This window comes from Hydrogenophaga sp. 2FB (assembly GCF_005503365.1).
Classification (GTDB): Bacteria; Pseudomonadota; Gammaproteobacteria; order Burkholderiales; family Burkholderiaceae_C; genus Hydrogenophaga.
On the sequence record NZ_SCML01000028.1, the window covers coordinates 59,890 to 83,691 of the forward strand.

General features: G+C 66.8%; 18 protein-coding genes and 2 tRNA genes. 8 read left to right on the top strand and 12 right to left on the bottom strand.

The window, feature by feature from the left end; genetic code table 11:
* Positions 1–15: 15 nt before the first annotated feature.
* The 4 genes from FFS09_RS17285 (at position 16) to FFS09_RS17300 (ending at position 2,276) form a co-directional block, all read left to right on the top strand.
* A complete protein-coding gene (locus FFS09_RS17285) occupies positions 16–1,128 on the top strand; it encodes a YeeE/YedE family protein (RefSeq protein WP_137920140.1) in 1,113 nt (370 codons plus the stop codon).
* On the top strand, positions 1,125–1,961 hold the full coding sequence (locus FFS09_RS17290; protein WP_171020080.1) for a tRNA threonylcarbamoyladenosine dehydratase: 837 nt from the start codon (positions 1,125–1,127) through the stop codon (positions 1,959–1,961). Before FFS09_RS17285 ends, FFS09_RS17290 begins: the two co-directional genes overlap by 4 nt.
* A 73-nt stretch (positions 1,962–2,034) precedes the next feature.
* Positions 2,035–2,110 (top strand) — tRNA-Lys (locus FFS09_RS17295).
* Positions 2,111–2,200: 90 nt separating this feature from the next.
* A tRNA-Lys gene (locus FFS09_RS17300) sits at positions 2,201–2,276 on the top strand.
* 63 nt (positions 2,277–2,339) lie between these two features.
* Here FFS09_RS17300 and FFS09_RS30900 read toward each other — a convergent pair.
* The 8 genes from FFS09_RS30900 to dapC form a co-directional block, all read right to left on the bottom strand.
* On the bottom strand, positions 2,340–2,585 hold the full coding sequence (locus tag FFS09_RS30900) for a hypothetical protein (RefSeq protein WP_212745119.1): 246 nt from the start codon (positions 2,583–2,585) through the stop codon (positions 2,340–2,342).
* A gap of 583 nt (positions 2,586–3,168) precedes the next feature.
* A complete protein-coding gene (locus FFS09_RS17310; protein ID WP_137920141.1) occupies positions 3,169–3,417 on the bottom strand; it encodes a GlsB/YeaQ/YmgE family stress response membrane protein in 249 nt (82 codons plus the stop codon).
* A gap of 72 nt (positions 3,418–3,489) precedes the next feature.
* Positions 3,490–5,490 (bottom strand): ABC-F family ATP-binding cassette domain-containing protein, encoded by a 2,001-nt coding sequence (locus tag FFS09_RS17315; RefSeq protein ID WP_137920142.1) that lies wholly within the window; start codon positions 5,488–5,490, stop codon positions 3,490–3,492.
* Between the two features lie 28 nt (positions 5,491–5,518).
* The gene (gene prmB / locus FFS09_RS17320; RefSeq protein ID WP_137920143.1) at positions 5,519–6,403 is read right to left on the bottom strand and encodes a 50S ribosomal protein L3 N(5)-glutamine methyltransferase; all 885 of its coding nucleotides are present in this window, start codon (positions 6,401–6,403) and stop codon (positions 5,519–5,521) included.
* A gap of 7 nt (positions 6,404–6,410) precedes the next feature.
* Complete coding sequence (gene dapE, locus FFS09_RS17325; protein ID WP_137920144.1) at positions 6,411–7,577, bottom strand: succinyl-diaminopimelate desuccinylase; 1,167 nt, start codon at positions 7,575–7,577, stop codon at positions 6,411–6,413.
* Between the two features lie 4 nt (positions 7,578–7,581).
* On the bottom strand, positions 7,582–8,742 hold the full coding sequence (locus FFS09_RS17330) for a PilT/PilU family type 4a pilus ATPase (protein WP_137920145.1): 1,161 nt from the start codon (positions 8,740–8,742) through the stop codon (positions 7,582–7,584).
* A gap of 48 nt (positions 8,743–8,790) precedes the next feature.
* Positions 8,791–9,624 carry a 2,3,4,5-tetrahydropyridine-2,6-dicarboxylate N-succinyltransferase gene (gene dapD / locus FFS09_RS17335; RefSeq protein ID WP_137920146.1) on the bottom strand — a complete coding sequence of 278 codons (834 nt, stop codon included), beginning with the start codon at positions 9,622–9,624 and terminating at the stop codon, positions 8,791–8,793.
* Between the two features lie 49 nt (positions 9,625–9,673).
* The gene (gene dapC / locus FFS09_RS17340; protein ID WP_137920147.1) at positions 9,674–10,897 is read right to left on the bottom strand and encodes a succinyldiaminopimelate transaminase; all 1,224 of its coding nucleotides are present in this window, start codon (positions 10,895–10,897) and stop codon (positions 9,674–9,676) included.
* A gap of 115 nt (positions 10,898–11,012) precedes the next feature.
* Here dapC and smc point away from each other — a divergent pair, with 115 nt between their 5' ends.
* The 3 genes from smc to ligA are packed head-to-tail and all read left to right on the top strand — an operon-like array spanning position 11,013 to position 17,766.
* Entirely contained in the window at positions 11,013–14,531 is a 3,519-nt protein-coding gene (gene smc, locus FFS09_RS17345; RefSeq protein ID WP_137920148.1) for a chromosome segregation protein SMC, read from the top strand.
* A 22-nt stretch (positions 14,532–14,553) separates the two neighbouring features.
* Positions 14,554–15,693 (top strand): cell division protein ZipA C-terminal FtsZ-binding domain-containing protein, encoded by a 1,140-nt coding sequence (locus tag FFS09_RS17350; protein ID WP_137920149.1) that lies wholly within the window; start codon positions 14,554–14,556, stop codon positions 15,691–15,693.
* Positions 15,694–17,766, top strand: a complete 2,073-nt coding sequence (gene ligA / locus FFS09_RS17355) for an NAD-dependent DNA ligase LigA (RefSeq protein ID WP_137920150.1) — start codon at positions 15,694–15,696, stop codon at positions 17,764–17,766.
* A 17-nt stretch (positions 17,767–17,783) separates the two neighbouring features.
* Here the strand turns inward: ligA and FFS09_RS17360 are convergent, their stop codons facing one another.
* Positions 17,784–18,770 (bottom strand): Bug family tripartite tricarboxylate transporter substrate binding protein, encoded by a 987-nt coding sequence (locus tag FFS09_RS17360; RefSeq protein WP_137920151.1) that lies wholly within the window; start codon positions 18,768–18,770, stop codon positions 17,784–17,786.
* Positions 18,771–18,862: 92 nt separating this feature from the next.
* Complete coding sequence (locus FFS09_RS17365; protein WP_137920152.1) at positions 18,863–19,951, bottom strand: tartrate dehydrogenase; 1,089 nt, start codon at positions 19,949–19,951, stop codon at positions 18,863–18,865.
* 124 nt (positions 19,952–20,075) lie between these two features.
* Between FFS09_RS17365 and FFS09_RS17370 the strand changes: the two genes are divergently transcribed.
* Entirely contained in the window at positions 20,076–21,005 is a 930-nt protein-coding gene (locus tag FFS09_RS17370) for a LysR family transcriptional regulator (protein ID WP_137920153.1), read from the top strand.
* On the opposite strand, the gene FFS09_RS17375 is transcribed toward FFS09_RS17370, so the two are convergent.
* Both FFS09_RS17375 and FFS09_RS17380 read right to left on the bottom strand, forming a co-directional pair.
* A complete protein-coding gene (locus tag FFS09_RS17375) occupies positions 20,987–22,678 on the bottom strand; it encodes a ShlB/FhaC/HecB family hemolysin secretion/activation protein (protein ID WP_137920154.1) in 1,692 nt (563 codons plus the stop codon). The two genes, FFS09_RS17370 and FFS09_RS17375, sit on opposite strands and share 19 nt — an antisense overlap.
* 27 nt (positions 22,679–22,705) lie before the next feature.
* A partial coding sequence (locus tag FFS09_RS17380) for a collagen-like triple helix repeat-containing protein (RefSeq protein WP_171020082.1) occupies positions 22,706–23,802 on the bottom strand: 1,097 nt, incomplete at its 5' end.

A 23,802-nucleotide genomic window follows, 5' to 3' on the forward strand; every position in this document is an offset into this window, starting at 1 on the left:
CCTACAATGGCGGCCATGGAAATCGCCGACCTTCTCAAACTGCAGACCCAGGTGCTCTGGGCTGCCTTCGCCGTGGCCGTGGCCTTTGGCTTCATCGCACAACGCACCCATTTTTGCACCATGGGGGCCATCAGCGACATCGTCAACATGGGCGACTGGACCCGCATGCGCATGTGGGGCATGGCGGTGGGTGTGGCCATGGTGGGCTTCTATGCCATGGCCTGGCTGGGTTGGATCGACCCCGGCAAGGCCATCTACACCACGGGCCGCGTGGTGTGGCTCTCGGCACTCGTCGGTGGTGCGTTGTTTGGTTTCGGCATGGTGCTGGCCTCGGGCTGCGGCAGCAAGACGCTGGTGCGCATCGGTGCGGGCAGCCTCAAGTCGGTGGTCGTGTTCTTCGTGATGGGCCTGGCCGCCTTCGCCACCTTGCGTGGTGTGTTCGGCGTGCTGCGCGTCAACACCGTGGACACCGTGGCGTTCGACGTGCCCGCCGGTGGCGCCATCCCCGTGTGGATCGCCAACGGCTTCGGTCTGGACCCTGTGCTCACCGCGCTGTGCATGGCCTTGCTGGTGGGTGGTGCTCTGGTGGTCTGGGCGCTCATGGGCAGCGGGTTTCGCACCTTCAACAACCTGTTCGCCGGGGTGGGCATCGGCCTGGTGATCGTGCTCATGTGGTGGGTCAGTGGCCGCCTGGGCTTCGTGCCCGAGCACCCTGAAACGCTGGAGGCGGTGTACCTCGGATCCAACACCGGGCGCATGGAGTCGCTCACCTTCACCGCACCCATGGCCTACGCACTGGACTGGCTCATTTTCTTCAGCGACACCTCCAAGGTGCTCACCTTCGGCGTCGTCACCGTGGCGGGCGTGGTGCTGGGTTCACTGGCCTGCGCGTTGATCGAAGGCAGCTTCCGTTGGGAAGGCTTTCGCAGCACGCAGGACACCGCGTTGCACATCGCTGGCGCGGCCCTCATGGGCGTGGGCGGTGTGACCGCGTTGGGCTGCACCGTGGGGCAGGGCCTCTCGGGCTTGTCCACGCTCAGCTTTGTCAGCGTGGTGGCGGTCACCGGCATCGTGCTCGGCGCCATCGCCAGCCTGCGTTTTCAGATGTGGCTGCTGGACCGCGAGTGAGCGCCGAACTGCCGTCCGACATTTTCGAGCGCCGCTTCGGCGGTCTGCGGCGGCTCTACGGCGTCACCGGCTCGCAGTGCATCTTTGACGCGCATGTGGTGGTGGTGGGCATCGGGGGTGTGGGCTCGTGGGCCGTTGAAGCCCTGGCGCGCAGCGGCGTGCGCCGGCTCACGCTGATCGATCTGGACCACGTGTCCGAGTCCAACATCAACCGCCAGATCCATGCGCTGGAGCCTACGTTGGGACAGGCCAAAGCCGAGGCCATGCGCGAGCGCATCGCGCTGTTCCACCCGACCTGCGTGGTGGATGTGATCGACGAGTTCGTCACGCCCGACAACTGGCCCGGCCTGCTCGATGCATTGCCCGGCCTTGAACAACGGCCCTCGGCCTTGATCGACGCCTGCGACCAGATGCGCGCGAAAACGGCTCTGGCCCAGTGGGCCGTGGCCAATGCCATACCGTTCGTGACAGTGGGCGCAGCCGGCGGCAAGCGCCTGGCCCAAGCGGTGGAAGTGGCGGACCTCGCAGAGACGACACACGATCCCTTGCTGGCGCAACTGCGCTACCAACTGCGCAAACACCACCAGGGCGCGCGCCAGGGACGCATGGGCGTGGCCTGTGTGTTCAGCCGCGAAGCCGTGGCACCACCCGATGCATTTTGCGTGATCGAGGGCAGCACGGATGGCTCATTGAATTGCCACGGTTATGGCTCGGCCGTGAGTGTGACGGCAACGTTTGGCATGAGCGCCGCGGGTTGGGTGATGAACGCATTGGCCACCGCAGATGCAAAAAAATTGAAAGGCCTTCAAAGGCCCGCAACAACAACGCTATAATTTGAGGCTTCGCGCAGCAGTCGACAAGACTCGGACCCAAGCCTCGCTAGGTGTTCACGTGAAATCCCTTGTTGGGGCGTTAGCTCAGTTGGTAGAGCAGCGGACTCTTAATCCGTAGGTCGAGTGTTCGAGTCACTCACGCCCCACCACCGTATTGGTTGGTGATGGGTCTGGAAATTCCAGGCCAGCCGCATCGAGTTTGCATTGTCCTTCTTCGTTGAAGGCAAGTCAGTTTTGATGGGACGTTAGCTCAGTTGGTAGAGCAGCGGACTTTTAATCCGTTTGTCACTGGTTCGACCCCAGTACGTCCTACCAAATAGAAAGCCCTGATCGAAAGATCAGGGCTTTTTCATTTGGAGTGACCCGTGCTGAATGGGATCAACTCAAGTTCTTCAAGCGGTCCAGCACGAGAGATGAGCGCTTCGGCTCGGCGATCAATCCCGGCAGCACGTTTGCAAAGTCCTGGTGAGCCAGCAATCGAGTGAAGGCCATGGCCACCGCATGTCGCAAGTGGGCAGGGGCCGCGGCCATTCCGACCGCTGTCGCTGTCTGTACGGCATAGGGATACCAGCGATTGGAAAAGCCCAGCACCTCGGGCTGCATAGGCATCAGATCGAACAGCACGCCCGATGCCTTGTGCACCCAGCGGCAGGTCGGTCACCAGCAGGCCGGTGACAGCGCCGCCGACAAACACCACCTGCTCGCGCAGTTCGCCCAGTGCCTCGGCAACCTGGCGCAGAAAGGGCAGGTTGGGGTCATTGGTCCGCATCGGGGCTTTCCGCGTCGAACCGCATCAGTTCCGCCTCCGGCCGTGGCCGGCCAGACGTAGCGCACACCGTGCAGCATGAATTCAAGCAAGTTGGGTCGCACCGGCGACCACTCGCCGCGCGCTGGCGTTACCGCAAGACCGGACGCCACGGAGCGCTTCACGCTCGCATGCACCTCGGATGCGCTCATGGCCAGGGCTTCGCCCAGCGCGGCGTAAGTCCATCGCTGTGGCGAGTTCGCAGCCACCGGTCAGCAATACCAGCAAGTCTTGTGGTTTGAGTTCCAACGTCGGGTTTATTCGCTATTCGCGAATAACGAATATGGCGCGATGGCGCCGTGTTTGGCAAGTCATTGTGCGTCGACCGCACCACGCAGCAAAAGGCCCTGGTTGCGAAACCAGGGCCTTTTGTTGGGGTCGGGGCGACGACGGCCCTCAGGCTCACTTCTTCTTGAAGAACCCGTAGATCACCAGCAGGATGATCGCGCCGATGACCGATGCGATGAAGCCGACAGCCTCTCCGGGTTGGTACAGACCGAGCGCGGCGCCCAGATAGCCGGCCAGGAATGAGCCGGCCACGCCGAGCACGGCGGTCATGATCCAGCCCATGCCGTCGTCGCCGGGTTTGATGGCGCGCGCGATGAAGCCTGCGATGAGGCCAATGAACAGGGTGGCAAGTATCGACATCATGGAACGCTTCCTCCTCGGGGTTGGTGGTGTTACCGAACGATCGGCAACACCAGCATACCCCAGCAGCCGGTTTCAGGCACCGGCCGCTTCAATGGCTTCGTGCAGCTCCAGCCAGCGTGCCTCGAGCGCGTCGGTCTCGTCGTTCACGGCCTTGAGGCGACGGCCAGACTCCGCGAGTTCGGCGGGTTTGCCGGGTTGGCTCATGGTCGCTTCGAGCGCGGCTTTTTCCTGGGCCAGTTGCGCCATGCGCTTCTCCGCCTTTTCCAGCTCTTTCTTCAGCGGCTTCGTCACCTCGGCCTGTTGCTGGCGGCGTTGCGCGTCCAGGCGCTTTTGCTCGGGTGTGCGGGCCGGTTCCGGTGTAGCGGCTATGGCCACCGGTGCGGCGGCCGGCGCCGGTGCGCGTTGCTGCTGGCTGCGCTGTTCCTGGCGTTGCGCCTCGCGCGCTTGCTTGGCCATGTCGAGCAGGTAGCGCTGGTAGTCGTCCAGATCGCCGTCGAATGGTGCAATGCCACCGCGCGACACGAGCCAGAACTCGTCGCACACGGCGCGCAGCAAGGCCCGGTCGTGGCTGACCAGCATCACCGTGCCTTCGAACTCGTTGAGTGCCACCGACAGGGCCTCGCGCGTGGCGAGGTCCAGGTGGTTGGTCGGCTCGTCGAGCAGCAGCAGGTTGGGGCGCTGCCAGACGATCATGCACAGCACCAGCCGCGCCTTTTCGCCGCCGCTCATGCTGCCGACGCTTTGTTTGACCTGGTCGCCCGTGAAGTTGAAGTTGCCCAGGAAGCTGCGCAGGTCCTGCTCGCGCGTGGGTTGGCCACTCAGCCGACCCTGTGCGGTGCAGTCGCGCACCAGGCGGATCATGTGCTCCAGCGGTGTGTCGTTGGGGCGCAGCACGTCGAGTTCCTGCTGCGCGAAGTAGCCGATGTTCAGGCCCCGGCCTTCGGTGATCTCGCCGCTCAGTGGCGCGAGGTCGCGCGCGATGGTCTTGACCACGGTGGACTTGCCCTGGCCGTTGGCACCGAGGATGCCGATGCGCTGGCCCGCGAGCACGGAGCGGCTCACGTCGCGCACGATGGTGGTGGGTGGGTCGCCGTCGTTCGCTGCCGGATAGCCGAAGCTCGCATTGGCCATGGCGAGCATCGGGTTGGGCAGGTTCTGCGGCTCGGTGAATTCGAAGGTGAATTCGGCGTCGGCCAGCACCGGGCCGATCTTTTCCATGCGCTCGAGCGCCTTGACGCGGCTTTGCGCCTGCTTGGCCTTGCTCGCCTTGGCCTTGAAGCGGTCGATGAATTTCTGCAGGTGCGCCATCTTGTCCTGCTGGCGCGAATAGGCCGATTGCTGAAGCGACATCTGCTCGGCGCGCATGTCTTCGAAGCGGCTGTAGTTGCCGCCGTAGCGTGTGAGCTGCGCGGCGTGGATGTGGATGGTGACGTTGGTGATGGAATCCAGGAACTCGCGGTCGTGGCTGATCACGAGCATGGTGCCTTCGTAGCGCTGCAGCCAGGCTTCCAGCCACACGAGCGCATCAAGGTCCAGGTGGTTGGTGGGTTCGTCGAGCAGCAGCAGTTCGCTCGGGCACATGAGTGCGCGTGCAAGTTGCAGGCGCATGCGCCAGCCGCCCGAGAAACTGTCGACCGGGCGTTCCAGCTCGTCGGTGCGAAAGCCCAGACCCAGAATGAGGGCCTGCGCACGGGCGGCCGCGTCGTGCGCGCCCGCGTCGTGCAGTTCCATGTAGGCGTGCGCCATGCGCTCGCCGTCGCCGCTTTCTTCTGCCGCATGGACTTCCTGTTGCGCGGCCAGCAGCGTGACGTCGCCTTCGACGACGAACTGGGTGGCCGACATGTCCGTCTCGGGCATGTCCTGCGCGACCTGGGCCATGCGCCACTGGGCGGGCACATAGAAGTCGCCCTTGTCTTCGTGCAGCACGCCATCGAGCAGGCGAAACAGGCTGGATTTGCCGGCCCCGTTGCGGCCGACGAGGCCGACTCTTTCTCCGGGGTTGATGGTGCAGGACGCGCCATCGAGCAAGACCTTCGCACCGCGGCGAAGGACAACATTCTTCAGTGTGATCATGGGGAGGACGCTTGCGAAAACAGCAGCGTCATTTGAGATTCAAAAGGGATTCCAGGGTGAGCAAAAGCACTTGGTCGTCACCCGAGCTGGTCTCCAGCCAGATGGCTTCCAACTGCGGAAACGCGGCCTCGAAGTGCTCGCGTTCGTTGCCGATTTCCAGCACGAGCACGCCGCCACGCTTGAGGCAAGCGGGCGCGTCGCGCAGCAGGGTGCGCACGAAGTCCATGCCGTCGGTGCCACCTGCGGTGTTGCCATCGAGCGCCAGGCCGGGCTCGGCGCGGTACTCGGGTGGCAACGCGGCCATGCTTTGCGCGTTCACGTAGGGTGGGTTGCAGAGAATCAGGTCCCACGGCCCGGGGCAAGCGCTCAGGCCGTCGGATTCGATCAACTGGATGCGCTGTTGCAGGCCATGGCGGTCGACGTTGATGCGCGCCACGTCCAGTGCGTCGGCGGAGATGTCGGCGCCGGTGACACGCACCTCCGGGTAGGCCATCGCCGCGAGCACGGCCAGGCTGCCGTTGCCGGTGCAGAGGTCGAGCACGTCGCGGGTGGTGTCGTCCAGCCAGGGGTCGATGGAGCCCTCGGCCAGCAGCTCGGCGATGAAGCTGCGCGGCACGATGGCGCGGCGGTCCACATGGAACGGCACGCCCTGCAGCCAGGCTTCGCCGGTGAGGTAGGCGGCGGGCTCGCGGGTGTCGATGCGGCGTTGGACGAGTGCGAGCACCGCGGCATGTTGGTCCATGGTGACGGCATGGCGGGCGAGGGTGTCGACATCGCTGTCCAGCGGCAGGCCCAACTGCCACAGCACGAGCCACGCGGCTTCGTCCTGCGCGTTGGTGGTGCCATGCCCATACGCCAGTTGCGCCGCTTCGAGGCGCTGGCTCGCTTGAGCGAGAAGGTCTTTCAGGATCACGGTGTGCTCAAGTTCTGGCCTGGACGGCCAGTTGCTCCAGGGTGCGGCGGTAGATGTTTTTCAAGGGCTCGATATCGGCCACGGCCACGTGCTCGTCGATCTTGTGGATCGTGGCATTGGGCGGGCCCAGTTCGATCACTTGCGGGCACACCTGCGCGATGAAGCGGCCGTCGCTGGTGCCGCCAGTGGTGGACAGGATGGTCTCCATCCCGGCTTCGTCTCGCACGGCGGCGCGCACGGCATCCACCAGCGTGCCGGGTGGCGTGAGGAAGGGCCTGCCACCCAGCGTCCATTGAAGGTCGAAGTCGGCCTCGGATTGCAGACCGTGCCGTTGCAGCAGTTCGACCACGCGTTGCTGCAGGCCTTCGGGTGTGGACTCGGTGGAGAAGCGGAAATTGAAGTCGATCACCACGGTGCCGGGGATGACGTTGCTCGCGCCGGTGCCGCCGTGGATGTTGCTGATCTGCCAGCTGGTGGGCGGGAAGTAGTGATTGCCTGCGTCCCAGACCGTGGCGGCGAGTTCGGCCAGCGCGGGCGCCGCGAGGTGGATCGGGTTTTTCGCCAGGTGCGGGTAGGCGATGTGGCCCTGGATGCCCTTGACGGTGAGCTTGCCGCTCAGGGTGCCGCGCCGCCCGTTCTTGATCATGTCGCCGGTGCGCTCGACCGAGGTGGGCTCGCCGACGATGCACCAGTCCAGGCGCTCGCCGCGTTGCTGGAGCGCGTTGCAGACCACGACGGTGCCGTCCAGAGCGGGGCCTTCTTCGTCGCTGGTGAGCAGGAAGGCGATGTCGATGGCCGGGTTCGGGTTCGCCGCCACGAATTCCTCGCAGGCCACGACCATGGCGGCGATGGAGGTTTTCATGTCGCTTGCGCCACGCCCATACAACTTGCCGTCGCGGTGACTGGGCACGAAGGGGTCGCTGGCCCAGGCCGTGACGGGGCCGGTGGGCACCACGTCGGTGTGGCCGGCGAACACCAGCGTCGGTCGCTGGCCGGTGCCCAGGCGGGCCCAGAGGTTGACCACGCGAAAGTCGGCCGGGCCGCTCTCGATCGTTTCGCAGACAAAACCCAGTCGCTCCAGGCGGGCGGCGATGAGCGCCTGGCAACCTTCGTCGCGGGGGGTGACGGAGGGGCGGGCGATCAGCTCTTCGGCAAGGCGCAGGGTTTCGGTCATGGGTTCAATGTCTGACGTCGAGCGTGAACTCGGTGAAGGTGGCGCTGTCGCCGCCTTCTTCTTCGCCCGAGTGCGCTGCTTCGGCCGCCTTGGTGGCGTTGAAATCGTTCTGCAGGCGCCAGAGCAGGTTGTTGGGGGAGTCGGCGTGGGCCAGGCCTTCGTTGCGCGTCACCAGGCCATCGGTGACGAGGCGCGCGAGATCCTGCTCGAAGCTTTGTGAGCCTTCGGCGAGCGACTTTTCCATCGCCTCGCGCACGCCCGAGAAATCGGCCTTCTGGATCAGGTCGGCGATCAACGAGGTGTTGAGCATGACCTCCATGGCCGGCACGCGCCCACCGGTGTGGGTGCGCAGCAGGCGCTGCGACACGATGGCGCGCAAGGTGGCGGCCAGATCGCCCAGCATGGTCGGGCGCACTTCGACCGGGTAGAAGCTCAGGATGCGGTTGAGCGCCTGGTAGCTGTTGTTGGCGTGCAGGGTGGCCAGGCACAGGTGGCCCGACTGCGCGTAGGCAATGGCGGCCGACATGGTTTCGCGGTCGCGGATTTCGCCGATCAGGATCACATCGGGCGCCTGGCGCAGCGCGTTCTTCAATGCAATCTGCAGCGAGGCCGTGTCGGGCCCGATCTCGCGCTGGTTCACCACCGACTTCTTGTTGCGGTACACGTACTCGATCGGGTCTTCGATGGTGAGCACGTGGCCGGTGGTGCGTTCGTTGCGGTGGTCGATCATGGCCGCCAGCGTGGTGCTCTTGCCCGCGCCGGTGGCACCGACCATGAGCACCAGCCCGCGTTTTTCCATGATCAGGTCGGCGAGTATCGGCGCCACATTGAGCGAGTCGAGCGCGGGAATGTCGCTCGGCACGAAGCGGATGACCACGGCGATGTTGCCGCGCTGGCGGAACGCGCTGACACGGAAGTTGCCCAGCGCGTCCAGAGGCACGGCCATGTTGAGCTCGCCGGTTTCCTGCAGCTCTTCCATGCGGGTGGGCGAGACGATTTCGGAGAGCAGGTTGCGAGGCGCGTCGGGGGGCAGCACCTGGCTGTTGACCGGGATGGTCTGCCCGTTGATCTTGATCATCGCCGGCGCGTGCGCCGTCAGGTAGACGTCCGAGGCCTTCTTCTCGGCCATCAGGCGCAGGATGCGCTCCATCGTTCCGCTGCTCATGCCGTTCTCCCTTCGCTGTTTTTTGATCCGGGCCGCGTCCGTTCAGACTCAGTCGCGCAGCAGGTCGTTCAGGCTGGTCTTCGAGCGCGTTTGCGCGTCGACCGTCTTGACGATGACGGCGGCATAGGTGCTGTAGTCCTTGCCCGACGCGGTTTTCTTGGGCAGGTTGCCGCTGATCACCACGCTGCCGCTGGGCACGCGGCCATACGAGATTTCGCCGGTGTCGCGGTTGAAGATGGGGGTGCTCTGGCCGATGTAGACGCCCATGCCCAGCACGGAGTTCTCTTCGACGATCACACCTTCGACCACCTCGGAGCGCGCGCCGATGAAGCAGTTGTCTTCGATGATGGTCGGGTTGGCCTGCAGGGGCTCGAGCACACCGCCCAGGCCCACGCCACCGGAGAGGTGCACGTTGGCGCCAACCTGCGCACAGGAACCCACGGTGGCCCAGGTGTCGACCATGGTGCCTTCACCCACGTAGGCGCCGATGTTCACGTAGCTGGGCATGAGGATCGCGCCCTTGGCGATGAAGCTGCCGCGGCGCGCCACGGCGGGTGGCACCACGCGCACGCCGGTGGCCTTCAGTTCGGCTTCGCTCAGGTGCGAGAACTTGGTCTGGACCTTGTCGAAAAAGCCCAGCTCGCCGGCGCGCATCATTTCGTTGTCCTTCAGGCGGAACGACAGCAGCACGGCCTTCTTGATCCACTGGTGCACGGTCCACTTGCCCAGACCTTCGCGCGTGGCCACGCGCAGGTGGCCGTTGTTGAGCTCGGCGATCACGTGCTCCACGGCGTCCAGCACTTCCTTGGGGGCGGAGGCGGGGGAGAGTTCGGCGCGGATGTCCCAGGCGTTGTCGATCAGGGTTTGCAGTTGTTGGCTCATGTGATGTCTCGAGGCTGAAGTAAAGAAAGAAAAAGGGAGCCGCGGCGCGTCAGGCGCGGCGTGACAGAAAGGCGTGGATGCGCTGGGCGGCTTCGAGGCATTCGGCGGTCTCGGCCACCAGGGCCATGCGAACGCGCCCGGTGCCCGGATTGACGCCGCCAGTTTCACGGGCGAGGTAGCTGCCGGGCAGAACCGTCACATTGTATTGAGCCAGCAACTCGCGGGCGAACGCCTCGTCGGCGCTCAGGCCGGGCACGGCGTTGGCAAACGAGGCCGGCACGCCGGCCCAGAGGTAGAAGGCAGCGTCGGGCAGGGCCACGTCGAGCACCTCGGCCAGCACGGGCGTGACCTGGGCAAACTTCTCGCGGTACTGGCGGCGGTTGTCCACCACGTGGTCCTCGTCGCCCCAGGCGGCGATGCTGGCGGCCTGCACCACTGCGCTCATGGCGCCGCCGTGGTAGGTGCGGTAGAGCAGGAACGATTTGACCAGGGCGGCGTCGCCGGCCACGAAGCCGCTGCGCAGGCCGGGCACGTTGCTGCGTTTGGACAGGCTGGTGAACATCAGCATGCGGCGGAAGTCGCCGCGGCCGAGTTTGGTGGCGGCCTCCAGCCCACCGAGGGGCGGCTCGTCGCGGAAATAGATCTCGCTGTAGCACTCGTCCGAGGCGATCACGAAGCCGTGGCGGTCGCTGAGTTCGAACAGCGTCTTCCACTCGTCCAGCGGCATGACCGCGCCGGCCGGGTTGCCGGGGGAGCACACGTAGAGCAGCTGGGTGCGGGCCCAGACGTCCTCGGGCACGCTGGCCCAGTCGGCCGCGAAGTTGCGCGCCGGGTCGCTGGCGACGTAGTAGGGCTCGGCGCCGCCCAGCATGGCCGCGCCCTCGTAGATTTGATAGAAGGGGTTGGGCATGACCACCGTGGCGCCCTGGCGCGTGGGGTCGATCACCGTTTGGGCGAACGCGAACAGGGCCTCGCGCGTGCCGTTGACCGGCAGGATCTGCGTGGCCGCGTCGAGTGTCACCCCGTAGCGGCGCTGCATCCAGCCGGCGCAGGCGGCGCGAAATTCCGGCGTGCCGGCGGTGGGCGGGTAGTTGCTCAGGCCGGTTTCCAGCGCGTCCACGAAGGTCTGCTTCAGGAATTCGGGGGCCTCGTGCTTGGGCTCGCCGATGCCCAGGCTGATGGGCCGCAGGGCGGGGTTGGGCGTGACGTCGGCAAACAGCTTGCGCAGCCGCTCGAAGGGGTAGGGCTGCAGGCGAGAGAGCAATGGGTTCATGGCCGACGATTATCGTGCAGGCGCACGGTATCATCGACGCCACCCCCGCCGCGGCCTCCGCGGTGAAAATGCCTTTGAATTCAATCACTTGGCCTCGCCAAGGGAGCCCTCAAGCGTGCGCCTCAACTCGATCAAGCTCTCCGGCTTCAAGTCTTTCGCCGAACCGACCAACTTCATGTTGCCCGGCCAGCTCGTCGGCGTCGTCGGTCCCAACGGCTGCGGCAAGTCCAACATCATGGACGCGGTGCGCTGGGTGCTCGGCGAGTCCAAAGCCTCGGAATTGCGCGGCGAGTCCATGCAGGACGTGATCTTCAACGGCACCAACACGCGAAAACCCGCGAGCCGTTCCAGCGTCGAACTGGTGTTCGACAACAGCGACCACCGCGCCGGCGGCCAATGGGGCCAGTTCGGCGAAATCGCGGTCAAGCGCGTGCTCACGCGCGACGGCACCAGCAGCTACTACATCAACAACCAGCCGGTGCGCCGCCGCGACGTGCAGGACGTGTTCCTCGGCACCGGCCTGGGCCCTCGCGCCTACGCCATCATCGGCCAGGGCACCATCAGCCGCATCATCGAGAGCAAACCGGAAGAGCTGCGCCTGTTCCTCGAAGAGGCCGCTGGCGTCTCCAAATACAAGGAACGCCGCCGCGAGACCGCGCACCGCCTGGCCGACACGCGCGAGAACCTCACGCGGGTGGAAGACATCCTGCGCGAACTCAACGCCAACCTGGACAAGCTGGAGAAGCAGGCTGAGGTGGCCGCGCGCTACAACGAGCTGCAGGCTGGCGCCACGCTCAAGCAGCACCAGCTGTGGTTCCTCAAGCGCAGCGAGGCCGAGGCCGACCAGGTCAAGGTGAAGAACGACGCCGCCCAGGCCGTCAACAACCTGGAGTCGCGCACGGCCGACCTGCGCCGCATCGAGTCCGAGCTGGAAACCATTCGCCAGGCGCACTATGCCGCAGGCGATCAGGTGAACCAGGCGCAGGGCAAGCTGTATGAAGCCAGCGCCGAAGTGGGCAAGCTGGAGGCCGAGATCCGCTTTGTGGTGGAAGGCCGCCAGCGCGTTGAACAGCGCCTGGCGCAGTTGAAGGAGCAGATCGGTTCCTGGGCCACGCGCAGCCAGGACGCGACCGTGGAGCTGGAGCAACTCGCCGAATCGATGGTGCACGCCGAAGACCAGTCGGTCGTGCTGGCGGCGCAAGGCGAAGAGCAATCGAGCGCCTTGCCGACACTCGAAGACAACCTGCGCCAGGCGCAGGCCCGCGCCAACGAGCAGCGCGGCAGCGTCACGCAGGTGCAGCAGCAGATCCAGGTGCTGGCCGCCGAACAGCGCAACGTGGAAGAACAAAGCCGCGCGCTCAACCAGCGCCGCGAACGCCTGGACACCGACCGCAAGGCGCTGGCCGCACCGGACGAAGCGCGTCTGCTGGAAGCGCAGACGCAACTCGCCAGCGCCCAGGAAACCGCCGAACTGAACGACGCCGTGCTGCACGAGCTGCAGGACAGCGTGCCCCAGCTCGACGAGCAGCGCCGCGCCGCGCAACAGGCGGTGAACCAGGAATCGGGGAAACAGGCCGACCTGTCCGCCCGCATGGAAGCGCTCAAGGCGCTGCAGGAGAAGGTCAAGACCGACGGCAAGTTGAAGCCCTGGCTGGCCAAGCACGGCCTGGACAGCCTGCAGGGGCTGTGGAGCCGCATTCACATCGAGACCGGTTGGGAAAACGCGCTCGAAGCGGCGCTGCGCGAGCGCCTGAGCGCGCTGGAGGTGTCGCGCCTGGACATGGTGCGCGCCTTCGGCAACGACGCGCCACCGGCCAAGCTGGCCTTCTACAGCCCGCCGCAAGGTGGTGCCGCTTCGAGCAGCGCCACCGGCCTCAAGCCCCTGGTGCAATGGCTGCGCCTGAACGATGCCGGGCAGCAGGCGCTGCTGGCCGAGTGGCTGCACGGCTGCCTGACGGCCGCCAATCTGGAAGAAGCGCTGGCCCAGCGCGCCCAGTTGCAGCCGGGTGAAGTGATCTTCGTCGCCAGTGGCCACGCCGTCACCGCGCACAGCGTGAGTTTCTATGCGCCCGACAGCGAGCAGGCCGGCCTGCTGGCACGCGCGCAGGAAATCGAGAACATCGACAAGCAGCTCAAGGGCCAGGTGCTGATCGCCGAACAGGCGCGCACCGCCCTGATCCGCGCCGAAGCCGCGTACAGCGACGCCTCGCAGCGCCTGGTGAGCGCGCGGCGCGAAGCCGCCGAATCGCGCAGCCGCGCGCACGAACTGCAGGTGGAAGCCCTGCGCCTGACGCAGCTGGCCGAGCAGACCCGCGCGCGCAGCGAACAGATTGGCGCCGACCTCGCGGAAGTGGACGCCCAGCTCGACGAGTTGCAGGAACGCCGCGTCACCGCCGAAGCGCGCTTCGAAGAACTCGACATGCAGCTGGCCGACAGCCAGGAGCGCCACGCGCAACTGGACGACAAGGTCATCGACGCCGAGCGCGCGCTGAACCAGGCCCGCGAGCAGCAGCGCACGCTGGAGCGCACGGCGCAAGAGGCGGTGTTTGCCTTGCGCAGCCTGCAGGCGCGCCAGAGCGAACTGCAGCGGGCGATGGAAACCGCCGCCACGCAGGAAAAATCGCTGGCCGACGAAGAGCAGCGCGCGAGCGAAGAACTGGGCCGGCTCAACGACGCCGCTGCCCAGGCCGGTCTGCAGGATGCCCTGAACATCAAGCTCGAACGCGAGCAGGCCCTGGGCGCCCTGCGCAGCCAGTACGACGACCTCACCGCCAAGCTGCGCGCCAGCGACGAGCGCCGCCTGCAGCTCGAACGCGAGCTGGAGCCGCTGCGCAACCGCATCACCGAATTCCAGCTCAAGGAACAGGCCGCGCGCCTGGGCGTGGAGCAGTACAGCCAGTTGCTCGACGAAGCCCAGGCCGACCTGGCGGCGGTGGCGCAGAGCATCACCGAAGGCAATGTGCGCCTGAACGGCATGCAGGGCGAGATCGACCGCATGCACCGCGAGATCCAGGCGCTGGGCGCGGTCAACCTCGCGGCGCTCGATGAGCTCACCACCGCGCGCGAGCGCAAGACCTTCCTCGATGCGCAATCGGCCGACCTGGTCGAGGCCATGAACACACTGGAAGACGCGATCAAGAAGATCGACAACGAAACGCGCGAACTGCTGGGCAGCACCTTCGAAACCGTCAACACGCACTTTGGCCGCATGTTCCCCGAGCTGTTCGGCGGCGGCAACGCCAGGCTGGTGATGACCGGCGAGGAAATCCTCGATGCCGGCGTGCAGGTGATGGCGCAGCCGCCCGGCAAGAAGAACCAGACCATCCACCTGCTCTCGGGTGGTGAAAAGGCGCTGACCGCCATTGCCCTCGTGTTCGCCATCTTCCAGCTCAACCCGGCACCGTTCTGTTTGCTGGACGAGGTGGACGCGCCGCTGGACGACGCGAACACCGAGCGCTATGCGAAACTGGTCACCGCCATGTCCAAGGAAACCCAGTTCCTCTTCATCAGCCACAACAAGATCGCCATGGAAATGGCCAAGCAGTTGATCGGCGTGACGATGCAGGAGCAGGGCGTCTCGCGCATCGTGGCGGTGGACATGGAGTCGGCCGCCGGCATGCTCGAACCCTCCTGATCGAACCCATTCAGCAAGCACCATGAGCACACTGCAAATCGGCCTGGCCATCATCGGAGGGCTCGTGCTGGCGGGCGTCGTGGCCTACAACGCCTGGGTCACCAACAAGAGCGCGCCCCTCACCGCGCGCGAGCGCGCGGGCGGCGGTTCATCCGACGAGCGCGCTGGTGATGAAACCTTGCCCTACACGCCCGCCGACCTGGCCGAGCACGAAGTCCAGCGCGTCGATCCCGTGTTCGGCGATGCGCCGGGCGCGCCAGAGCCCGCCGATGCGGCGGCGGTGGCGGTCGCCGCGGCCGCCGTCAGCATCAACCCCTTGATGAACCAGCCGCCCGAAAAGCGCCCCGGCCTGGACGCCCTGATCGACGTGATCGCACCGCTGATGCTGGAACACGAGGTGTCTGGCGACGCGGTGCTGGCCGCGCTGCCGGGCACGCGGCGCGTGGGCAGCAAACCGTTTGCAGTGGAAGGCCAGAGCGACAGCACCGGCGAGTGGGAGAGCCCGCGACCCGGGCAGCGCTACCGCGCGCTGCAGGCCGGCGTGCAACTGGCCAACCGCTCGGGGCCACTCAACGACATCGAGTTTTCCGAATTCGTGGTGAAGGCCCAGGCCTTTGCCGACGCGCTGGGCGCCGCGCCCGACTTCCCCGAGATGCGCGCCGAGGTGGCCCGCGCGCGCGAGCTCGACGCTTTCGCCAGCGGGCACGACGCGCAGCTCGGTTTCATGCTGCGCGCGCGCCGCACCGCCTGGAGCCCGGGCTACGTGGCGCAGCACGCCGCCCAGCTCGGCTTCGTCGCCGGGGCCTTGCCCGGGCGCATGGTGCTCGCGACCACCCAGAGTGGCAACGCACCCATCCTCAGCCTCATGTTCGACCCGCAGGCCGCCATGGCCGAAGACCCCGAACAGAGCGCGCTGCGCGAGATCGCGCTGTCGCTCGAAGTCACGCACGTGCCACGCAGCGAGCAACCGTTCGTGCGCATGCGCCAGGCCGCAATGGCGCTGGCCGAAGCCATGGAGGGCACCGTCACCGACGACGGCGGCCAACCCCTGTCCCCCGAGGCCATGGACCAGATTGGCGCCGACCTCGAAAGCCTGTACGACGCGCTCGACAGCCGCGATCTGTCCGCCGGCTCACCACAGGCACGACGACTCTTCTCCTGAATGACCGCTGACCTTTTTGCCGAGCCTTCGTCGCCGGCCGAGCGCGCCGCCGAGTTGCGCGCGCAACTGCACCACCACGCCCACCGCTACTACACGCTCGACGAACCGGAGATCCCGGACGCGGAATACGACAAGCTGTTCCGCGAGCTGCAGGCCATCGAAACGGCGCACCCGGAACTGCTGACGCCCGACTCGCCTACCCAGCGCGTGGGTGGCCGTGTGCTCGACATGTTCACGCCGGTGCGCCACGCCGTGCCCATGCTCTCGATCAACACCGAGACCGACACCGAACCCAGCGGCGCGCGCAACTTCGATACCCGGGTGCGCCGCGCACTGGGGCTGAGCGAAGCCGACCCGGCCGTGGAATACGTCGCCGAGCTCAAGTTCGATGGCCTGGCCATGAGCCTGCGCTACGAACAGGGTGTGCTGGTGCAAGCCGCCACGCGCGGTGATGGCGAGGTGGGCGAGGACGTCACGACCAACATCCGGACCATCCAGCAGGTGCCGCTGCGCCTGCCGGCCGATGCGCCACCGGTGCTCGAAGTGCGTGGCGAGGTGTACATGCGCCGCGACCACTTCGATGCGCTCAACGAAAAGCAGCGCGCCAAGATCGCGGCCGGCGCCAAGGGCGAGAAGACCTTCGTCAACCCGCGCAACGCTGCCGCGGGTGCCGTGCGCCAGCTTGATTCGGGCATCGCCGCGCAGCGCCCGCTGAGCTTCTTTGCCTACAGCTGGGGCGAAGTGCTGGGCGACGAGAACCCGCCCGCCACGCAATACGACTGGCTCATGCGCCTGAAGGCCTGGGGCTTTCCGGTGGCGGAGCAGACCACGGTGGCGGTGGGCGCCGACGCCTTGGTCGACTTTCACAAACGCATCGGCGAGAGCCGCGACCAGTTGCCCTACGACATCGACGGCGTGGTCTACAAGGTAAATGCGCTTGCCTTGCAGAAGCAGCTCGGCTTCGTGACGCGCGAACCGCGTTGGGCCGTGGCGCACAAGTACCCGGCGCAGGAACAGTTCACCACCGTGCTCGCCATCGACGTGCAGGTGGGCCGCACCGGCAAGCTCACGCCGGTGGCCAAGCTCGCACCCGTGTTCGTGGGCGGGGTCACCGTGACCAACGCCACCTTGCACAACGAACTCGAAGCGCGCCGCAAGGACTTGCGCGTGGGCGACACGGTGATCGTGCGCCGCGCCGGCGACGTGATTCCCGAAGTGGTGTCGGTGCTGCTCGACAAGCGCGTGGGCGACCCCCCGCCGTTCACCATGCCGAGCCAGTGCCCCGTGTGTGGCAGCGATGCCGTGCGCGAGGAGGACGAGGCCGACCACCGCTGCACGGGCGGTCTGTTCTGCGCCGCGCAACGCAAAGAGGCGATCCTGCATTTCGCGCACCGCCGAGCGGTCGAAGTCGAAGGCCTGGGCGACAAGCTGGTGGAGCAACTGGTCGACAGTGGTTTGATCAAGACGCTGCCCGATCTGTACAAACTGGGCTTCACCACCCTGGCCGGGCTGGAGCGCATGGCCGAGAAGTCGGCGAAGAACATCGTTGCCGCGCTGGAGAAATCCAAGCACACCACGCTGCCGCGTTTCCTGTTCGGCCTGGGCATTCGCCACGTGGGCGAGGCCACGGCCAAGGAGCTGGCGCGCCACTTCGGAAAACTCGACAGCGTCATGGACGCAAGCGTTGAAGCACTGTCCGAGGTCAACGACGTTGGCCCGGTGGTGGCGCAGAGCATCCACACCTTCTTCGAGCAGCCCCACAACCGCGAGGTGGTGGAGCAGTTGCGGGCTTGCGGCCTCACGTGGGAAGAGGGCGAACCGGCGGAGCGCGCCCCACAACCCCTGGCCGGCAAGACCTTCGTGCTCACCGGCACCTTCCCCACGCTCAGCCGCGACCAGGCCAAGGACCTGCTCGAAGCCGCGGGCGCGAAGGTGGCGGGCTCGGTGAGCAAGAAGACCGACTACGTGGTCGCGGGCACCGAGGCCGGCAGCAAGCTGGAGAAGGCCCAGACCCTGGGCGTGGCCGTGATCGATGAAGCGGCCATGCTGGCGATGCTGGCCAGCGGCGGGTAGTCGGCGGGTCCGCGGCCTCAGTCGACCACGACGTTGGCCTCTTTCACCAGCTTGCCGAATTTCTCGGTTTCGTTCCGGATGGTCTGAGCCATGTGCTCGGCGCTGTCGCCGATCGGATCGGCGCCGACGTCGGCCATGCGCTGGCGGAACTCCGGCGACTTGATGATCTTCACCATCTCGGTGTTGAGCCGAACAAGAATGTCCTTGGGCGTGGCCGCGGGCGCCAGCACGCCGAACCAGGTGCCGATATTGAAACCCTTGAGGCCGGCTTCGTCCAGCGTGGGCACGTCGGGCAGTGCCGCGGAGCGCGTGGCGGTGGTGACGGCCAAGGGTCGCAGCTTGCCCGCCTTGATGTGCGGCAGCACCGGTGTGATGGTGTCGAACGACAGCAGGATCTGGCCGCCCAGCAAATCGGTGGCCAGGGGGCCGCTGCCCTTGTAGGCGATGTGCTGGAGCTTCGCGCCCGTGTTGTTCTGAAACTGCGCGCCGATCAGGTGCTGGGCCGTGCCGTTGCCGTTGGAGCCGAAGTTCGCCTTGGCAGGGTCGGCCTTGAGCAAGGCCACCAGTTCGTTGACGTTCTTCGCGGGCGTGGTGGCGTTGACCACCAGCACATTGGGCACCATGGCGATGGTGGTGATGGGCGCCAGGTCCTTCTGGAAGTCGTAGGGCAGCTTCTTGTAGACGCTGGTGGCGATGGTGTGGTGCACCGCGCCCACCAGCAGCGTGTAGCCATCGGGCTTGGCCTTGGCCACGAAGTCCGCGCCGATGGTGGCGCCGGCGCCGGGCTTGCTCTCGATCACCACGGGCTGGCCCAGGCTCTGCTGCAGCCGCTCGCCGAGCGCGCGTGCGAGCACGTCGGTGGTGCCACCGGCCGCGAAGGGCACGATGAGCGTGATCGGCCGGTTCGGCCAGGCCTGGGCCATGGCGCCGGTCGCGGTGAGGGCGGTGGCCAGGGCCACGCCCTGGAGGACGAGGCGGCGTGGAATGCGGTGGGCGTTCTGCATGGTGTCTGTCTCCTGTTGCACGGTGTGCGTGTGAACCGCCGGACGAAGCGTCCGGTCGTGGGCGCGGGATTGCGCCAGGTAGCGCAAAAAACTCAGGCGGCCTTGCGTTGCAGCTGCGCGCTCAGCAGGTCGCACACGGCCTGCGTCACTTGCGCGGTGGTGGCCTTGCCGCCCAGGTCGCCGGTGTGCAGCGCCGGGTTGGCCGTGACCTGTTCGATGGCCTGCATGAGGCGTTGCGCGGCATCGAATTCGCCCAGGTGTTCGAGCAGCATCACGCAGCTCCAGAAGGTGCCGACCGGGTTGGCCAGGCCCTTGCCCATGATGTCGAAGGCCGAGCCGTGGATGGGCTCGAACATCGAGGGGTAGCGGTGCTCGGGGTCGATGTTGCCGGTGGGGGCGATGCCCAGGCTGCCCGCGAGCGCGGCGGCCAGGTCGCTCAGGATGTCGGCGTGCAGGTTGGTGGCGACGATGGTGTCCAGCGTGGCGGGGCGGTTCACCATGCGCGCGGTGGCGGCGTCGACCAGTTCCTTGTCCCAGGTCACGTCGGGAAACTCCTGGGCGATCTGCACCGCGATTTCGTCCCACATCACCATGGCGTGGCGCTGCGCGTTGCTCTTGGTGATCACGGTCAGCAGTTTGCGGGGACGCGACTGCGCCAGCTTGAATGCGAAACGCATGATGCGTTCGACGCCCGCGCGGGTCATCATGCTCACGTCGGTGGCAGCCTCGATCGGGTGGCCCTGGTGCACACGGCCGCCCACGCCCGAGTACTCGCCCTCGGAGTTCTCGCGCACGATCACCCAGTTCAGGTCGTCGGCCTTGCAGCGCTTGAGCGGCGCGTCGATGCCGGGCAGGATGCGCGTGGGGCGCACGTTGGCGTACTGGTCAAAGCCCTGGCAGATCTTCAGGCGCAGGCCCCAGAGCGTGATGTGGTCGGGAATGTGCGGGTCGCCGGCCGAGCCGAACAGGATCGCGTCCTTGTCGCGCAGCGCGTCCAGGCCATCGGCCGGCATCATCACGCCGTGCTGGCGGTAGTGGTCGCCACCCCAGTCGAAGTCCTGGAACTGGAAACGAATGCCGTGGCTGGTGGCGGCCAAGGCCTCCAGCACCTGCTGGCCGGCGGGCACGACTTCCTTGCCGATGCCGTCTCCGGGAATGGTCGCGATGGCGTAGGTCTTCATGGTGTGTGTCTCTCTCGATCTCGCTGAGGGGTGGTTCGGTGGATGGACTGTAGGGAATCGACAGGCCCTCGAAACACCGATAAAGTGAATCCATCGTTAACCTGGATTCAACAATCGATTTGCCATGACCCCAGCCATCCAGCCCGCCGACCTCGGCTTCTTCTCGGTGCTCGCCAGCGCGGGCAGCCTGAGCGCGGCCGCGCGCGAACTCGGCGTCACCACGCCGGCGGTGAGCAAGCACCTGGCATTGATGGAGGCGCGCGTGGGCGTGGCCCTGGTCAACCGCACCACGCGGCGCATGGGCCTCACGCCCGAGGGCGAGGTGTACCTGGAACACGCGCGCCGCATCCTCGGCGATATCGACGACATGGCGCAGTTGCTGGGCGTGTCGCGCTCCACGCCCACCGGTCTGCTGCGCGTCAACGCCACGCTGGGCTTTGGCCGCAGCCACGTGGCGCCGCTCATTTCGCGCTTCGTGCGCAAGCACCCGCAGGTGGAGGTGCAACTGCAGTTGTCGGTCAATCCGCCGCCGCTGACCGAAGACGCGTTCGATGTCTGCATCCGTTTTGGCGCGCCACCCGATTCGCGCATGATCGCGCGCCAGATCGCGCCCAACCGGCGGCTGCTCTGCGCGTCGCCGGCCTACTTGTCAAAACACGGCATTCCCAAAGTGCCGAACGACCTCACGCGCCACAACTGCATCGGCATTCGCCAGGGCGAGGAGGCGTACGGCGTGTGGCGGCTCTCGCACGGGCGTGGCAAGACCGTGAGCACCGAAGCGGTGAAGACGCGCGGCAACCTGACCACCAACGACGGCGAAATCGCCGTCAACTGGGCACTCGACGGCCACGGCATTCTGATGCGCGCCGAATGGGACATCGAGCGGTACCTGCGCAACGGGCGGCTGGTGCAGGTGCTGCCGCAGTACTTCACGCCCGATGCGTCGATCCACGCGGTCTATCCGCAGCGCCACCAGCTGGCCGCGCGCGTGCGGGCGTTCGTGGACTTCCTGTCGCTCGCGTTCTCGCAGGGACCTCAATCGCCCAGCCGATAACTCAGCGTGAGGTTCGCGCGCCAGTCGCGCCGGGTGTTCTCCACCGGCATGTCGCCCGTGGGCCTGGACAGCGCCAGGTCGAGGCTGTACTGCTTGAAGTTGGTCAGGCGCAGGCCAACGCTCACCGAGCGCAGCCGCGCGGGTGCGGGCGTGCCCAGGCGGGCGTGCACGCGCGCCGCTTCCAGCAGCACATAGGGTTGCCATTGCCGCAGCCACACGCTGTCGACGGTGAAGGCGCGGTTGAGTTCCAACCCGAGGCCCCAGCCCGAGTCGCCCACGGCTTCACCCGCGCCGTAGCCGCGTGCAAAACGGTTGCCACCGAACGAGATCTTTTCGCTGCTGGGCAGGTTGTGCGGGCTGTGCTGCACCGCGAAGGACACCGCCGTGCCGAACTGGTTGGCAAAGCGGTGCTGGTGGCTGGCCTCGAACTGCAGCTTTGCAAACCCGAGTTCCACCGCGCTCGGCCCTGAGAGGCCGGGTACGTTGCTGGTGATGTGGGCCTGGGCCCCGAGGCCCGTCAGGCCGTGGGTGAGCCGCAGGTTGAGCTGCACGCCGTCGTGGGGCGTCTGGCGGGAATAGGTGAGCTGGCCGAACAGCGCGCGCACCTGGGTGTCGTTCACCAGTTGCGCGCCATTGGCGGGGTTGCTGATCGCGTCGCGCGTGTTCACGCCATACAGCCCGGTGCTGGCCATCCAGCTCGCTTCGCGCGTGAGCTTCAGTGGCAGCGTGGTGGTCAACTCGGCGCGCTGAACCTCGGTTTCGCGTTGCAGTGGGTTGCTCACGCCCAACTGCTCGTCCGGGTCGCCACGGTAGTGCGACAGCGAAGCCTTGACCGACCAACCTTCGCTGCCCACGAACTGTTCGTAGTGCACGGCGTTGTAGTGGTCGTTCTTCGCCGTGGACAGCAGGGTGGACGCCCCGAGCTGGCTGCCCGCCACGAGCGGGTTGTTCAGCACGCCGGTGACCACCGCGCGCGGGTTCGGCTTGCGCGTTTCCAGACCGGCCGCCAGGTCATAGGGTTTGTGCTTCGCCCGAATGACCAGGGTGCTGGCGCCGTCGGTGCTCGTGGGCAGCTGAACCTGGGCCTGGATGCCGATGCCCGGCAGGCGGCCGAGGAGGTTGGTGAAGTGCTCGAACGTGGCCGATCTCAGCGGCTTTTCGTGCAGGATGTGTTCGGCGATCTCGCGCAGCTTGGGCTCGGCCTTGCCCGCGTCGCCCTCGATGCGCACCGTTTGCACGTGGCCTTCCACGGCGACGACGCGCACCACGCCGTTGGCGAAGTCCTGCATCGGCACGAAAAAGAACGACAGCGCGTAACCGCGCCGCTGGTACAGCGCGGTGGCCTGCTGGCTTCGCTCCACGATCTCCGCGACGGTGACCGTCTTGCCGGCCAGGGGCGCGAACAGGGCCGCCACTTCTTCGAAGGGAATCGACCGTACACCTTCGATATCGAATTTCTGCGGTGCGATGCTCGAACCCAGCAAGCCGGCGCCCGGCGGTGGTGGCCGCTGGACGTCGATGTGCACCTGGGTGCCCCGTTGCTCAGGCAACGCTGGGCGGGGAAGGGTGTCCAGCGGGCTGCCGACGGGGGCGACGCTTTGCGCGCCAACCCCCGTGGCAACCCACCAGGACGCCCCAGCGAGCAGCAGCTGCCGGGTCACGCGTCTGGGCATGGTCTGCTCTTTCTCTCAGGTCGGGGTTCAGCGTTGCAGCAGGCCGCCCAGGGTGCCCGAGACGCCGCCGACCACATTGCCCAGCGTGTTCGTCAGCGCACCGCCACCCGTGGTGCCGCCGCCGGCCGTGGAGGTGAGGCCACCCGTGAGCGCACCCACGGTGTTGACCACCGGCGCCAGGATGTTGCCGCCTGTGCTGGTGCTGCCAGCGCCGCCGACCGTGCTGGTCAAACCCCCGACGACACCCACGACAGGCGCGAGAATGCCCGTGCCCGAACCGCCCGCGGTGCCGCCCAGAGCGGCGCCGACGTTGGCCACCAGGCCACCGGTCTGATCCACCACCTGACCCAGGCTGTTGACGATGGGCTGGCTGCCATCGCCCTGCACGCCAACGCCCAGCTGTTGCGCCGTGCCGCCCACGCCCACCACCAGATCGCCGACGAGGTTGCCCGCGCCGGTGGCGCCACCGGCGCCGGAGGTGAGCTGCGATGCTGCCGTGGTGATGGGAACGATCAGCGTGTTGACCGTGCTGCCGATTTGCTGGACGGGGCTGCCCGTGCCGGAGACCAGTGGCGCTTCCACGCCCGACACCACCGTTTCGACCACGTTGCTCCCGCGGTCCAGCACCTGGTTGAGCGGGCCGCTGCTGGCCTGTGTTTCCACGGTCTGGCCCAGTCGGCTGACCACGCCACCGACCTGGTCGACCACCTGGCCGGCCACGTTGGTGACCGGGCGCAACGCCGAGGTGGCCGGGTTGTCGCCCAGGCCGGTGACAACGTCGCCCGCGCTGGAGACCGTGCGCCCCGCCTGGGTGATCACGCCGCCGGCACCCGCCGCCGTGACACCCAGGGGGTTGTCCACCGTGCCCAACTGACCCAGGCCATTGGCCAGCGTCGAGCCGAGCGCGCCGACGGTGTCGCCGGCGTTTTTCACCAGGGTGTTCGTGGCCTGGGCGGACGACGTGCCCACCACCGGCTGCACCACCGTGCCCAGCGTTCCCCCCAGGCCCGAGACGGCTTGACCCACATCGGTCACGGTATTGCCTTGCTCGCGCACAATGCCCGCCAATGGAGAAGCGCCGCCACTGCCACCACCGCCCCCGGAACCACTGCCGGAACCACCCC